17 protein-coding genes are annotated in these 13,236 nt (G+C 53.5%); 9 read left to right on the plus strand and 8 right to left on the minus strand.

Going from position 1 to position 13,236, the window contains the following annotated elements; genetic code table 11:
- The 3 genes from ACOTX5_RS15280 (at nt 1) to ACOTX5_RS15290 (ending at nt 1,920) form a co-directional block, all read left to right on the plus strand.
- A complete protein-coding gene (locus ACOTX5_RS15280) occupies nt 1-465 on the plus strand; it encodes a phage tail protein (protein ID WP_047746012.1) in 465 nt (154 codons plus the stop codon).
- Nucleotides 462-1,625: a phage late control D family protein gene (locus ACOTX5_RS15285; protein ID WP_047746010.1), complete on the plus strand. Its 1,164-nt coding sequence runs from the start codon at nt 462-464 to the stop codon at nt 1,623-1,625. Before ACOTX5_RS15280 ends, ACOTX5_RS15285 begins: the two co-directional genes overlap by 4 nt.
- Before the next feature lie 76 nt (nt 1,626-1,701).
- Nucleotides 1,702-1,920, plus strand: a complete 219-nt coding sequence (locus tag ACOTX5_RS15290) for a DNA-binding transcriptional regulator (RefSeq protein ID WP_017383002.1) — start codon at nt 1,702-1,704, stop codon at nt 1,918-1,920.
- Nucleotides 1,921-2,079: 159 nt separating this feature from the next.
- Here the strand turns inward: ACOTX5_RS15290 and rplS are convergent, their stop codons facing one another.
- The 5 genes from rplS to ffh all read right to left on the minus strand — a co-directional run bounded on the left by rplS (nt 2,080) and on the right by ffh (nt 5,551).
- Complete coding sequence (gene rplS, locus ACOTX5_RS15295) at nt 2,080-2,427, minus strand: 50S ribosomal protein L19 (RefSeq protein ID WP_002914145.1); 348 nt, start codon at nt 2,425-2,427, stop codon at nt 2,080-2,082.
- Nucleotides 2,428-2,470: 43 nt separating this feature from the next.
- A complete protein-coding gene (trmD, locus tag ACOTX5_RS15300; protein ID WP_014832949.1) occupies nt 2,471-3,238 on the minus strand; it encodes a tRNA (guanosine(37)-N1)-methyltransferase TrmD in 768 nt (255 codons plus the stop codon).
- A gap of 31 nt (nt 3,239-3,269) precedes the next feature.
- The gene (rimM, locus tag ACOTX5_RS15305; protein ID WP_032609925.1) at nt 3,270-3,809 is read right to left on the minus strand and encodes a ribosome maturation factor RimM; all 540 of its coding nucleotides are present in this window, start codon (nt 3,807-3,809) and stop codon (nt 3,270-3,272) included.
- Nucleotides 3,810-3,824: 15 nt separating this feature from the next.
- Nucleotides 3,825-4,073, minus strand: a complete 249-nt coding sequence (gene rpsP / locus ACOTX5_RS15310) for a 30S ribosomal protein S16 (RefSeq protein ID WP_003863133.1) — start codon at nt 4,071-4,073, stop codon at nt 3,825-3,827.
- Between the two features lie 116 nt (nt 4,074-4,189).
- Complete coding sequence (ffh, locus tag ACOTX5_RS15315; RefSeq protein WP_003863132.1) at nt 4,190-5,551, minus strand: signal recognition particle protein; 1,362 nt, start codon at nt 5,549-5,551, stop codon at nt 4,190-4,192.
- A gap of 166 nt (nt 5,552-5,717) precedes the next feature.
- On the opposite strand from ffh, the gene ACOTX5_RS15320 reads away from it, so the two are divergent.
- Together ACOTX5_RS15320 and ACOTX5_RS15325 are read left to right on the plus strand one after the other, a co-directional pair.
- Nucleotides 5,718-6,509, plus strand: a complete 792-nt coding sequence (locus ACOTX5_RS15320; RefSeq protein WP_014832951.1) for a cytochrome C assembly family protein — start codon at nt 5,718-5,720, stop codon at nt 6,507-6,509.
- A 19-nt stretch (nt 6,510-6,528) separates the two neighbouring features.
- Nucleotides 6,529-7,815: an HlyC/CorC family transporter gene (locus tag ACOTX5_RS15325; protein WP_026094274.1), complete on the plus strand. Its 1,287-nt coding sequence runs from the start codon at nt 6,529-6,531 to the stop codon at nt 7,813-7,815.
- Nucleotides 7,816-7,866: 51 nt separating this feature from the next.
- On the opposite strand, the gene grpE is transcribed toward ACOTX5_RS15325, so the two are convergent.
- Entirely contained in the window at nt 7,867-8,460 is a 594-nt protein-coding gene (grpE, locus tag ACOTX5_RS15330) for a nucleotide exchange factor GrpE (RefSeq protein WP_003863126.1), read from the minus strand.
- A gap of 122 nt (nt 8,461-8,582) precedes the next feature.
- Here grpE and nadK point away from each other — a divergent pair, with 122 nt between their 5' ends.
- The 3 genes from nadK (at nt 8,583) to bamE (ending at nt 11,685) form a co-directional block, all read left to right on the plus strand.
- Nucleotides 8,583-9,461, plus strand: a complete 879-nt coding sequence (gene nadK / locus ACOTX5_RS15335; protein WP_017383004.1) for an NAD(+) kinase — start codon at nt 8,583-8,585, stop codon at nt 9,459-9,461.
- Nucleotides 9,462-9,546: 85 nt separating this feature from the next.
- A complete protein-coding gene (gene recN / locus ACOTX5_RS15340; protein WP_045333281.1) occupies nt 9,547-11,208 on the plus strand; it encodes a DNA repair protein RecN in 1,662 nt (553 codons plus the stop codon).
- 138 nt (nt 11,209-11,346) lie between these two features.
- Nucleotides 11,347-11,685, plus strand: coding sequence for an outer membrane protein assembly factor BamE (gene bamE, locus ACOTX5_RS15345; protein WP_003863121.1), 339 nt, complete (start codon nt 11,347-11,349; stop codon nt 11,683-11,685).
- A 108-nt stretch (nt 11,686-11,793) separates the two neighbouring features.
- On the opposite strand, the gene ACOTX5_RS15350 is transcribed toward bamE, so the two are convergent.
- A complete protein-coding gene (locus tag ACOTX5_RS15350) occupies nt 11,794-12,081 on the minus strand; it encodes an RnfH family protein (RefSeq protein ID WP_017383006.1) in 288 nt (95 codons plus the stop codon).
- Entirely contained in the window at nt 12,071-12,508 is a 438-nt protein-coding gene (locus tag ACOTX5_RS15355) for a type II toxin-antitoxin system RatA family toxin (protein ID WP_003863117.1), read from the minus strand. The genes ACOTX5_RS15350 and ACOTX5_RS15355 overlap by 11 nt, the downstream gene beginning before the upstream one ends.
- Nucleotides 12,509-12,664: 156 nt before the next feature.
- On the opposite strand from ACOTX5_RS15355, the gene smpB reads away from it, so the two are divergent.
- Nucleotides 12,665-13,147, plus strand: a complete 483-nt coding sequence (gene smpB, locus ACOTX5_RS15360) for an SsrA-binding protein SmpB (protein ID WP_003863115.1) — start codon at nt 12,665-12,667, stop codon at nt 13,145-13,147.
- Nucleotides 13,148-13,236: the final 89 nt, after the last annotated feature.

The raw sequence follows: 13,236 nt of genomic DNA on the forward strand, positions 1-13,236 counted from the left end.
ATGTTAATGGTACTGGGTTTATTTGTGTTTGAGCGCCGCACGCTGCCGCATCAGTCCATGCAATATTCAAAGGACTACCGCTGGGCGTCAAATGACCGCATCGGTTTGCCACCGGCATATCAGTATCTCGGGGAGGGGGAAACCTCGCGCACGCTCTCGGGCGTGCTGTATCCCGAATTAACCGGCGGACGCCTGTCACTGACAGCCATCGAGCTGATGGCCGACGAGGGCAGAGCGTGGCCGCTGATTGACGGGACGGGGATGATCCACGGTATGTATGTCATCGATAAAGTGACCCACACGCACACCGAATTATTCAGCGACGGCGCGGCCAGAAAAATCGAGTTTAGCCTCTCGCTGAAACGGGTCGATGAGTCGCTTGCGGCGATCTACGGCGACCTGAAAACGCAGGCTGACAATCTGGTGACGTCTGCTGGTAACTGGCTGGGAGGACTGGCGGGATGATTACAGGAATGAACATTCAGGCCGGGGCGAAAATTGCACCGGCATTTATGCTCAAGCAGGATAGCGAAGATATTACTCAGGATTTTAGCGACCGGCTAATCAGTCTGACCATGACGGACAATCGCGGATTTGAGGCCGACCAGCTCGACATTGAGCTCGATGATTCCGACGGACAAATCGCACTGCCACCGCGCGGAGCAACGTTAACCTTATGGCTCGGCTGGCAGGGTAGCGCTCTAATAAAAAAAGGCAGTTTTACGGTGGATGAAATCGAGCACCGGGGCGCGCCTGATACGCTGACTATAAGGGGGCGCAGCGCTGATTTTCGCGGCACGCTGAACTCCCGCCGGGAACAGTCATGGCATGACACCACGCTCGGTGTCATTGTTGAGACCATCGCAGCGCGCAACAAACTCACGGCCAGCGTGGCTGACACGCTGAAAGCGATCCCCGTGCCTCATATTGACCAGGCGCAGGAATCCGACGCGGTGTTTCTGTCCCGCCTGGCTGACCGTAACGGTGCATCAGTGTCGGTGAAAGCGGGGAAACTGCTGTTCCTGAAAGCCGGTACTGGCAGGACGGCCAGTGGCAAGCCCATCCCGCAGATGACCATCGAACGCGGCGACGGCGACCGTCATCAGTTTGCGATTGCTGACCGTGAAGCCTACACCGGCGTAACGGCTAAATGGCTGCACACAAAAGACCCTAAGCCGCAAAAGCAAAAGGTGAAGCTCAAGCGCAAGCCGAAGGAGCAGCACCTGCGCGCGTTGCAACATCCAAAAGCGACAAAAACCACGTCAAAGGCCGGAGCCAAAAAAGAGCAGGAGGCGCGCGAGGGCGAGTATATGGTCGGTGAGTCTGAGAACGTGCTGGAGCTGACGACCATCTACGCGACAAAGGCGCAGGCCATGCGTGCAGCTCAGGCGAAGTGGGACAAAATTCAGCGCGGAGTCGCGGAGTTTTCAATCTCGCTGGCTATTGGTCGTGCTGATTTATTTCCTGAAACACCGATAGCGGTCAGAGGCTTTAAGCGCGTTATAGACGAGCAGGCTTGGATAATCAGTCGGGTGGTGCACTACCTTAACGGGAGCGGCTACACGACAGGCTTGGAGCTTGAGGTTAGAGTTTCGGACGTGGAGTATGAATCACTGGAAGGATAAAAAAGCAAACTTTAACTTGCAAATGTAAGATGCGCGTTTATCATCCCCAATTGTTAACGAATCGGGGGAAAGAAAGATGATGCACTGTCCATTATGTCATGACGCTTCACATGCACGCTCAAGTCGGTACTTAAGTTCAGAAACAAAAGAGCGGTATCATCAGTGCCAAAACATAAACTGTGGCTGCACATTCGTAACTCATGAAACCCTTGCAAGGTACATTGTTAAACCAGGAGAGGTAGTGCCTGCCCCACCCCACCCCTCAAAATATCATCAAGGGAACCTCTGGTTATAAACCTGCTTCGGCAGGTTTTTTTTTACCTGAGAAAATGTAAAGGGTGGACACAATGATATCTGCGTGGACATTCCGTGGACATCGGAATAAAAAAAGGGGCTAGCTATTAGCTAACCCCTTGATTATTAACACGCTTTGGATGTCGCGTGAAAGCGAATCTTAGTTCAGACGCTCTTTAATACGAGCAGACTTACCAGTACGCTCACGCAGGTAGTACAGTTTAGCTTTACGTACAGCACCACGACGTTTAACAGCAATGCTGTCAACTACCGGAGAGTGAGTCTGGAAGACACGCTCAACGCCTTCGCCGTTGGAAATTTTACGAACAGTGAATGCAGAGTGCAGACCGCGGTTACGAATAGCGATAACCACGCCCTCGAATGCCTGCAGACGTTTTTTGGAACCTTCAACAACCCATACTTTCACTTCCACGGTGTCACCTGGACGGAAGGAAGGTACGTCCTGCTTCATCTGCTCTTGTTCAAGTTGCTTAATAATGTTGCTCATAATTTAATCTCTTATCCTGGGTAAACTGATATTCGGGAGCGTATTACGCATTCCCATCATGTTCATGCTGCTGGTGCGCGTGTTCAGTTTTGAACTCGGCCAGCAACTTTGCTTGCTCTTCAGTCAGAGCCAGGTTTTCCAGAAGTTCAGGTCTTCTAAGCCAGGTTCGGCCCAGCGACTGCTTCAAACGCCAGCGACGTATCTCGGCATGGTTTCCAGACAGTAATACTGCCGGGACTTCCATCCCTTCTAACACTTCAGGACGAGTATAGTGTGGACAGTCCAGCAATCCATCGGCAAACGAATCTTCCGTTGCCGAAGCTTCATGGCCCAGTACACCCGGAATGAACCGGGCAACGGAGTCAATCAGCGTCATTGCTGGTAACTCACCACCGCTGAGAACGTAATCGCCGATAGACCATTCTTCGTCAATCTCGGTTTGAATTACACGCTCATCTATCCCTTCGTAGCGACCACAGACCAGAATCAGCTTTTGATTCGTCGCCAGTTCGCTCACGCCCGCTTGATCAAGCTTGCGTCCCTGAGGTGAAAGATAAATCACCTTCGCGCCTTCACCTGCCGCGGCTTTTGCTGTGTGAATGGCGTCCCGTAAGGGTTGCACCATCATCAACATCCCCGGTCCGCCGCCGTAAGGACGATCGTCCACGGTACGGTGCCGGTCGTGCGTGAAGTCACGAGGACTCCAGCTCTGGATGCTCAGCAGGCCATTCTTTACTGCCCGGCCAGTTACCCCGTAATCGGTAATCGCGCGGAACATTTCAGGAAACAGGCTAATTATGCCAATCCACATAGCGCCGTCTTTTACCGTTTATCCGGAGAATTTAAAAACCAGGATCCCAATCTACTTCAATGGTTTGAGTAGTGAGATCGACTTTCTTGATAACCTGTCCATCGAGGAACGGAACCAACCGCTCCTTGATGCCAAATGCATCTTTCAGGTTTGCCTTAATGACGAGAACGTCATTTGACCCGGTTTCCATCATGTCGATGACTTTCCCCAGGCTGTAGCCTTCAGTGGTCACTACCTGGCAACCCATAAGGTCTTTCCAGTAGTAGTCACCCTCTTCCAGCTGTGGCAACTGCGACGAATCCACGACAATTTCACAATTAGTCAGCGCATTCGCGGCATCACGATCGTCAATGCCTTTCAGCTTGATGATGATGTCCTGATTGTGGTGACGCCAGCTTTCCAGCTCGACCTCTTCCCACTTACCGCCTTTCTGGATAAACCAGGGCTGGTAATTAAAAATGCTATCAGCGTCTTCAGTGGAGGAAAACACTCTGAGCCAACCACGGATACCGTAGCAAGAACCCATTTTTCCCAATACGATCGGTTCAACAGGTGCTTTATTGCTCATCATGACCACCGTGACAGATTAAGCTGCTTTGTTTGCTGCTTTGATCAGCGTAGCAACGCGATCGGAAACAGTAGCGCCCTGGCCAACCCAGTGAGCGATACGATCCAGATCCAGACGGGTTTCTTCTTCTGCGCCAGCGGCCAGTGGGTTGAAGAAACCAACGCGCTCGATGAAGCGACCGTTGCGAGCATTACGGCTGTCAGTCACAACAACCTGGTAGAACGGACGCTTTTTAGCGCCGTGACGAGCTAAACGAATAGTTACCATAACATCCTCTTGTGTGAATAAAACAACCGGGCCCCATCGAGGAACGGAGCCCGGGTGTCATATTAAAAGCCCGAAAATTTTACTCATTTTCGGGCAAAAAGCAATCTCAAAAGCGATTAACGCCCAGGAAAACCGGGAGGCATCATGCCTTTCATGCCGCGCATCATCTTCGCCATGCCGCCTTTCTTCATTTTCTTCATCATGCGCTGCATGTCGTCGAACTGTTTCAGAAGGCGGTTAACGTCCTGCACCTGCATGCCGCAACCGGCTGCGATACGGCGTTTACGGGAACCTTTGATGATTTCTGGCTTCGCGCGCTCTTTCAGCGTCATCGAGTTGATGATGGCCTCCATACGCACCAGCACTTTGTCATCCATCTGGGATTTGACGTTGTCCGGGATCTGGCCCATGCCTGGCAGTTTGCCCATCAGGCTTGCCATGCCGCCCATGTTTTTCATCTGACGCAGCTGCTCAAGGAAGTCGGTCAGATCGAAACCGTCGCCCTTTTTCAGCTTGCTGGCGAGTTTTTCCGCCTGCGCGCGGTCAACCTTGCTTTCAATATCTTCGATCAGCGACAGCACGTCGCCCATGCCGAGGATACGGGAGGCAATACGATCCGGATGGAACGGCTCCAGCGCTTCGGTTTTCTCGCCCACGCCGAGGAACTTGATTGGCTTACCGGTGATATGACGAATAGAGAGCGCCGCACCGCCGCGGGCATCGCCGTCGACTTTGGTCAGCACCACGCCGGTTAACGGCAGGGCTTCGTTAAACGCTTTTGCGGTGTTCGCTGCATCCTGACCGGTCATGGCGTCAACAACAAACAGGGTCTCTACCGGATTGATAGAAGCATGCACCTGCTTGATTTCGTCCATCATCGCTTCGTCAACGTGCAGACGACCGGCGGTATCCACCAGCAGCACGTCGTAGAATTTCAGCTTCGCCTCTTTCAGCGCCGCGTTAACGATATCGACAGGCTTCTGCGCCACGTCGGACGGGAAGAAGTCTACGCCAACCTGCTCGGCCAGCGTTTCCAGCTGTTTGATCGCCGCCGGGCGATACACGTCCGCCGACACCACCAGCACCTTTTTCTTGTGCTTTTCGCGCAGGAATTTCCCCAGCTTACCGACACTGGTGGTTTTACCCGCACCTTGCAGACCCGCCATCAGCACGACGGCCGGCGGCTGAGCCGCCAGGTTTAGCACCTGGTTCTCTTCGCCCATCGCCGAAACCAGCTCGTTACGGACGATTTTGACGAACTCCTGACCCGGAGTCAGGCTCTTGTTCACTTCATGGCCAACCGCTTTCTCTTTCACGCGGTTGATAAAATCACGCACGACCGGCAACGCGACGTCTGCTTCCAGCAGCGCCATGCGCACTTCGCGCAGCGTTTCCTTGATGTTCTCTTCGGTGAGGCGTCCACGGCCGCTGATGTTGCGCAGCGTGCGCGACAAACGATCGGTTAAATTATCAAACATTGTCTCTCGCCTGGGGTAGAAACGTTAGGTCGCCTGGGCGACACATACACAGAATTTTGCCGGAGTATAACATGAAGGCGCCTTTGTTGTTATGCAACGGTTGGAGCAGGCGTCACGTAACGTTATACTGCTTCTCTTTCTTATTAAGACAACTGTCGACGCCTATATGCCTGTTTTCGCACTGATCGCCCTTGTTGCCTACTCTGTCAGCCTCGCGCTGATCATTCCTGGCCTGCTGCAAAAAAACAGCGGCTGGCGGCGCATGGCTATTCTTTCGGCAGTGATCGCACTGATTAGCCATGCGTTTGCGCTGGAATCACGCATCATTCCCGGCGACGGCAGCGTGCAGAATCTGAGCGTACTGAACGTCGGCTCGCTGGTCAGCCTGATGATCTGTACGGTCATGACCATTGTCGCGTCTAAAAACCGTGGCTGGCTGCTGCTGCCGATAGTCTACGCCTTTGCGCTGATCAACCTGGCGTTAGCCACGTTCATGCCCAATGAGTTTATTACTCACCTGGAAGCCACGCCGGGGATGCTGGTGCATATTGGCCTGTCGCTGTTCTCCTACGCGACGCTGATCATCGCCGCCCTTTACGCCATGCAACTCGCCTGGATTGACTACCAGCTGAAAAATAAAAAGCTGGCGTTTAACCACGAAATGCCGCCGCTGATGGTGATTGAGCGTAAGATGTTCCACATCACCCAGGTCGGTGTGGTTCTGCTGACGCTGACGCTGTGCACGGGCTTGTTTTATATGAAGAACCTGTTCAGCGTGGAGAATATCGATAAAGCGGTCCTCTCCATCATCGCGTGGTTTGTCTATATTGTCCTGTTATGGGGCCATTATCATGAAGGCTGGCGCGGTCGTCGCGTGGTCTGGTTCAACGTAGCGGGTGCGGGCATTCTCACGCTTGCCTATTTTGGTAGCCGCTTCATACAGCAATTTGCTGGCTAAGTAACAAAAGGAGTTCCCCCTGGAACACATCTCTACCACCACGCTGATCGTCATTCTGGTCATCATGGTGGTCATCTCCGCTTATTTCTCTGGCTCTGAAACCGGCATGATGACGCTGAACCGCTACCGGTTACGCCATCGCGCCAAGCAGGGTAACCGTGCCGCGCGTCGTGTCGAAAAGCTTCTGCGTAAGCCGGACCGGCTGATTAGCCTGGTGCTTATCGGTAACAACCTGGTCAATATTCTCGCCTCTGCACTGGGCACCATCGTCGGGATGCGTCTATACGGCAACGCAGGCGTGGCGATTGCCACAGGTGTGCTCACGTTTGTGGTGCTGGTGTTTGCGGAAGTGCTGCCCAAAACCATCGCCGCGCTTTACCCGGAAAAAGTCGCCTACCCGAGCAGCTTCCTGTTAGCACCGCTGCTTATTCTGATGATGCCGCTGGTCTGGCTGCTGAATATGGTGACACGGGTGCTGATGCGCATGGTCGGTATAAAGGCAGACGTCACCATTAGTAGCGCGCTCAGCAAAGACGAACTGCGTACCATCGTGAATGAATCCCGCTCGCAGATCTCCCGCCGCAATCAGGACATGCTCCTGTCGGTGCTGGATCTGGAAAAGGTCAGCGTTGACGACATCATGGTGCCGCGCAATGAAATCGTCGGGATTGATATCAACGACGACTGGAAGGCCATTGTCCGCCAGCTGACGCACTCCCCGCACGGGCGTATCGTCCTCTATCGCGATTCCCTCGACGATGCCATCAGCATGCTGCGCGTGCGCGAGGCCTATCGTCTGATGACTGAGAAAAACGAGTTCACCAAAGAGGTGATGCTGCGCGCCGCCGACGAAATTTACTACGTGCCGGAAGGCACCCCACTCAGCACGCAGCTGGTGAAGTTCCAGCGAAACAAGAAGAAAGTCGGCCTGGTGGTGGATGAATACGGCGACATACAGGGGCTGGTGACGGTCGAAGATATTCTGGAAGAGATTGTCGGGGACTTTACCACGTCAATGTCGCCTTCCCTTGCGGAAGAGGTCACCCCGCAAAACGACGGGTCAGTGCTTATCGACGGCAGCGCCAACATTCGTGAAATCAATAAAGCGTTCAACTGGCATTTGCCGGAAGACGAAGCGCGGACGATGAACGGTATGATCCTGGAAGCGCTGGAAGAGATCCCGGCGGCAGGCACGCGCGTGCGCATTGAACAGTATGATATTGATATTCTGGACGTTCAGGACAACATGATTAAGCAGGTGAAGGTCCTGCCCGTTAAGCCTCTACGCGAAAGTATTGCCGAATAAAATGTAGGCCGGGTAAGGCGAACGCCGCCACCCGGCACTACAGGCAGCACGTTATGCTTTCGCTTTCGCCACGGTCACCATCGCAGCGCGAATAGTACGACCGTTCAGGGTATACCCTTTCTGCATCACGCCCAGCACGTTACCCGCGGCAACGTCTTCGGATTCCACCATCGCAATGGCCTGGTGAACGTTTGGATCCAGCGGTACATCCGTATCGGCAATCACTTCAACACCGAACTTACGCACCACATCCAGCATGGATTTCAGCGTCAGCTCAATGCCTTCAATCATCGCCGCGTTATCCGGGTTAGCTTTATCCGCCACTTCCAGCGCGCGATCCAGGCTGTCGATCACCGGAAGCAGTTCATTGACGAATTTCTCCAGCGCAAATTTGTGCGCCTTTTCAACGTCCAGCTCGGTACGACGGCGCAGGTTTTCCATTTCCGCTTTGATACGCAGTACGCCATCGCGTTCGCGATTCTGCGCTTCTACCAACTGAGCTTCCAGGTTGGCAATTTTTTCATCGCGCGGGTCCACCTGCTCAGCAGACGTGTCTGGCTCTACAGCCTCAACTTCATCGTGCTGTTCCGTGATAATTTCTTCAGGGGCTTGCCCCTCAGGCGTTTTCTGTTCTTTACTACTCATGAATTTCTCCGCGTTTTTCTGCATTCATCTCGCTAACTTCGCTTATTATGGGGATCAGTTTCCTGGATTCAAGGGAACAAGGCAGATTGTCATCATTCATCAGGCACAAGGACCTCCAGAAAATGAATAATCATTTCAGGTGTATTGGGATCGTCGGCCATCCGCGTCACCCTACCGCATTGACGACACATGAAATGTTGTATCGCTGGCTGTGTGGTAAAGGCTATGAAGTGATGGTCGAGCAGCAGATCGCCCAGGAGTTGCAGCTTAAAAGCGTCAGAACCGGCACGCTGGCGGAAATTGGCCAGCAGGCGGATCTCGCCGTGGTGGTCGGTGGCGACGGTAATATGCTGGGCGCGGCGCGAACGCTGGCTCGCTATGATATTAAGGTTATTGGTATTAACCGTGGCAATCTCGGTTTCCTGACCGACCTCGACCCGGACAATGCGCAGCAGCAGCTGGCGGACGTGCTGGAAGGCCACTATATCAGTGAAAAACGGTTTTTACTGGAAGCCCAGGTGTGTCAGCAAGACTGCCAGAAGCGCATCAGCACCGCCATTAACGAGGTGGTTCTCCATCCCGGTAAAGTGGCGCACATGATCGAGTTCGAAGTCTATATCGACGAAATATTCGCTTTCTCGCAGCGTTCTGACGGGCTGATTATTTCAACCCCGACGGGGTCAACCGCCTACTCACTTTCAGCCGGAGGCCCAATCCTGACGCCATCGCTGGATGCCATTACCCTGGTGCCGATGTTCCCGCATACGCTCTCGGCGCGTCCGCTGGTGATCAACGGCGACAGCACCATCCGCCTGCGTTTTTCCCATCGCCGTAACGACCTGGAGATCAGCTGCGACAGTCAGATTGCGCTCCCCATTCAGGAAGGTGAAGATGTCCTCATTCGCCGCTGCGATTACCATCTGAACCTGATTCACCCGAAAGATTACAGCTATTTCAACACATTAAGCTCCAAGCTCGGCTGGTCAAAAAAATTGTTCTGATTTTGCATCCAGCACTTTACTGTATATAAAACCAGTTTATACTGTATACAAACACAGTTATGGTTTTTCATACAGGAAAACAATTATGCTGGCACAACTGACCATCAGCAACTTTGCCATTGTTCGTGAGCTTGAGATCGACTTCCATAGCGGAATGACGGCGATTACCGGTGAAACCGGTGCAGGTAAATCCATTGCCATTGATGCCCTCGGCTTGTGCCTCGGCGGTCGTGCTGAGGGGGATATGGTGCGCACAGGCGCCGCCCGTGCCGATCTCTGCGCCCGCTTCTCGTTGAAAGACACACCTGCCGCCCTGCGCTGGCTGGAAGCGAACCAGCTCGAAGACGGACGTGAGTGTTTACTTCGCCGCGTCATCAGCAGCGATGGCCGCTCCCGCGGTTTTATCAATGGTACAGCGGTTCCCCTTTCCCAGCTTCGCGAGCTGGGCCAGCTGCTCATCCAGATCCATGGTCAGCATGCGCACCAGCAGTTAATCAAACCCGAACAACAGAAAGTCCTGCTTGATGGCTACGCAGGTGAGTACGCGCTTACTCAACTCATGGCGGAGCACTATCGTCAGTGGCATCAAAGCTGCCGCGAACTTGCGCAGCATCAGCAGCAAAGCCAGGAGCGTACCGCGCGCGCCGAGCTGCTGGAATATCAGCTGAAAGAGCTGAACGAATTTAACCCGCAGGCGGGTGAATTTGAGCAAATCGACGAAGAGTACAAGCGTCTGGCCAACAGCGGTCAGCTGCTTTCCACCAGCCAGACTGCCCTTAATATGCTGGCGGATGGCGAAGACGTGAATTTGCAGAGCCAGCTGTATAACGTGCGTCAGCTTGTGACCGAACTGACCGGCATGGACAATAAGCTTTCTGGCGTACTGGAAATGCTGGAAGAGGCCGCGATTCAGATTTCAGAAGCCGGGGATGAACTGCGCCACTACTGTGAACGTCTGGATCTCGACCCGAACCGTCTGTTCGAGCTTGAGCAACGCATCTCCCGGCAGATTTCACTGGCGCGTAAGCATCACGTAACCCCGGAAGAGCTGCCGAATTACTATCAGTCTCTGCTGGAGGAACAGCAGCAGCTGGACGATCAGGCCGATTCCCTTGAAACCTTGTCTCTGGCGGTTAATCTGCATCATCAGCAGGCGCTGGAAACGGCGAAACGGCTGCATGACGTGCGGCAACACTATGCGCTGGAGCTTAGCCAGCACATTACCGACAGCATGCATACGCTGGCGATGCCGCATGGGGTGTTCACCATAGATGTTCGCTTTGAAGAGAATCACCTGACGGCGGAAGGCGCAGATCGCGTAGAATTCCGCGTCACCACCAACCCGGGCCAGCCTTTGCAGGCGATTTCGAAAGTGGCTTCCGGCGGTGAACTGTCGCGTATCGCCCTGGCCATTCAGGTGATTACCGCCCGTAAAATGGAAACCCCGGCGTTGATTTTCGATGAAGTGGATGTGGGTATCAGCGGCCCGACCGCGGCCGTTGTCGGCAAACTGCTGCGTCAGTTAGGTGAATCGACGCAGGTCATGTGTGTGACTCACCTGCCGCAGGTCGCCGGTTGTGGTCATCACCACTTTATCGTCAGCAAGGAAACCGATGGCGAAATGACGGAAACGCACATGAAGCCGCTGGATAAACGCTCACGCTTGCAAGAGCTGGCACGCCTGCTCGGCGGCAGTGAAGTCACCCGCAATACGCTTGCGAATGCGAAAGAACTGCTGGCGGCATAAACTTTTTCGGGATCTCAGGGTCATACAGAACAACAAAAACGCCGCCAGACCGGTTTCAAAGTGGGGCAAGGTCTATTATCATCGGCATATTACATATGAGCCGCGTACTGCTCGGGCCCGAAAAGGAATCAAATCACTATGCGCTGTAAAACGCTGACCGCTGCCGCAGCGGTTCTTCTGATGTTGACCGCAGGCTGTTCCACTCTGGAGAAAGTGGTTTACCGTCCTGACATCAACCAGGGGAACTACCTTACCCCTAACGATGTGTCCAAAATCCGCGTGGGTATGACACAACAGCAGGTCGCTTATGCCCTGGGAACCCCGATGATGTCCGATCCGTTCGGCACAAACACCTGGTTCTATGTATTCCGCCAGCAGCCTGGTCATGAAGATGTGACCCAGCAAACCCTGACGCTGACCTTCAGCAGTGCCGGCGTGCTGACCAACATCGACAACAAGCCTGCCCTGACCAAATAATCAGGCGTCAGCAACGCAAAAAGGTGCTCAATGAGCACCTTTTTTGTATCTGAATTCTTACGCAGAATCGTAGTCCCGGTAAGCGAAGCGCCACCGGGGGAGAAAGCGTTACTTACCCGATTTCTCCGCTCGCTGACGGCGCAGCTCTTTCGGGTCAGCAATCAGCGGGCGATAAATCTCAACCCGATCGCCATCCTTCAGCGCATCAGCAAGCTTTACCGGACGGCTATAAATGCCGACTTTATTCTTCGCCAGGTCAATATCACGGCGAAGTTCAAGGATGCCGGAGGCCCGGATAGCCGCCTCAACGGTGGCACCCTCTTCAAGCATCACGCGCTGCAAATACTGCTTCTCCGGCAGCGCATACACCACCTCAACAGCAATCTTATGCGACACTGTAAACCTCTTTGGCGCGCGTGGTGAACGCCTGAACCATATTCGAGGCCAGCTCTTTAAAGATACGGCCAAACGCCAGTTCGATCAGCTTATTGGTAAATTCAAAATCCAGATGAAACTCAATGCGGCAGGCGTCAGCGCTCAGCGGCGTAAACTTCCACCCCCCCATCAGTTTTTTAAACGGACCATCCACCAGATGCATCAAAATACTCTGATTGCTCGTCAGGGTATTGCGCGTGGTGAACGTTTTGCTGATCCCCGCTTTGGAGACATCCACGGCCGCAGTCATCTGCGTCGGGCCGGATTCCAGCACCCGGCTACCGGTGCATCCCGGAATAAATTCCGGATAGGACTGAACGTCGTTCACTAACTGATACATTTGTTCCGCGCTGTAAGGAACAAGCGCGGTACGGCTAATCTGAGGCATAGCATTTTCCATGGTCACACAACAGACAAATAATAACATTTATCACCTGTTAAAAAAACGCTAAGCCTTATCTCGTGCTAAGATAGCGCGTTAGACCTCACAGGACGCAATGAGGTGACTTTTTAAAATCAGATTACCGACGGCTTTACGACACTTATGACGAAGAAAAAAGCACATAAACCTGGTTCGGCGACCATTGCGCTTAACAAGCGTGCTCGCCACGAGTATTTCATCGAAGAAGAATTCGAGGCAGGCCTTGCGTTGCAGGGCTGGGAAGTAAAATCGCTGCGTGCCGGGAAAGCCAATATCGGCGACAGCTACGTGATCCTGAAAGACGGTGAGGCCTTCCTGTTCGGCGCGAACTTTACGCCGCTGACCGTCGCCTCTTCACATTACGTCTGCGATCCTACCCGCACCCGTAAGCTGCTGCTGAACAAGCGCGAACTGGAATCCCTCTACGGACGCATCAACCGCGAAGGCTTCACCGTGGTGGCGCTCTCTTTGTACTGGAAAAACGCCTGGTGCAAAGTGAAAATCGGCGTGGCGAAAGGTAAGAAACAGCACGACAAACGTACTGACCTGAAAGCACGCGAGTGGCAGCTCGACAAAGCACGTATCATGAAAAACGCAGGACGTTGATTCTGCGCACTTATTGTACTATTCAATAAGTTAGCGTTTCGGGCTGGTGTCGAGGAAGTAAAATCTGGTATACTGAGTTCAACACTATT

The organism is Enterobacter cloacae complex sp. IR5441, assembly GCF_049238215.1.
GTDB lineage: Bacteria > Pseudomonadota > Gammaproteobacteria > Enterobacterales > Enterobacteriaceae > Enterobacter > Enterobacter hormaechei_C.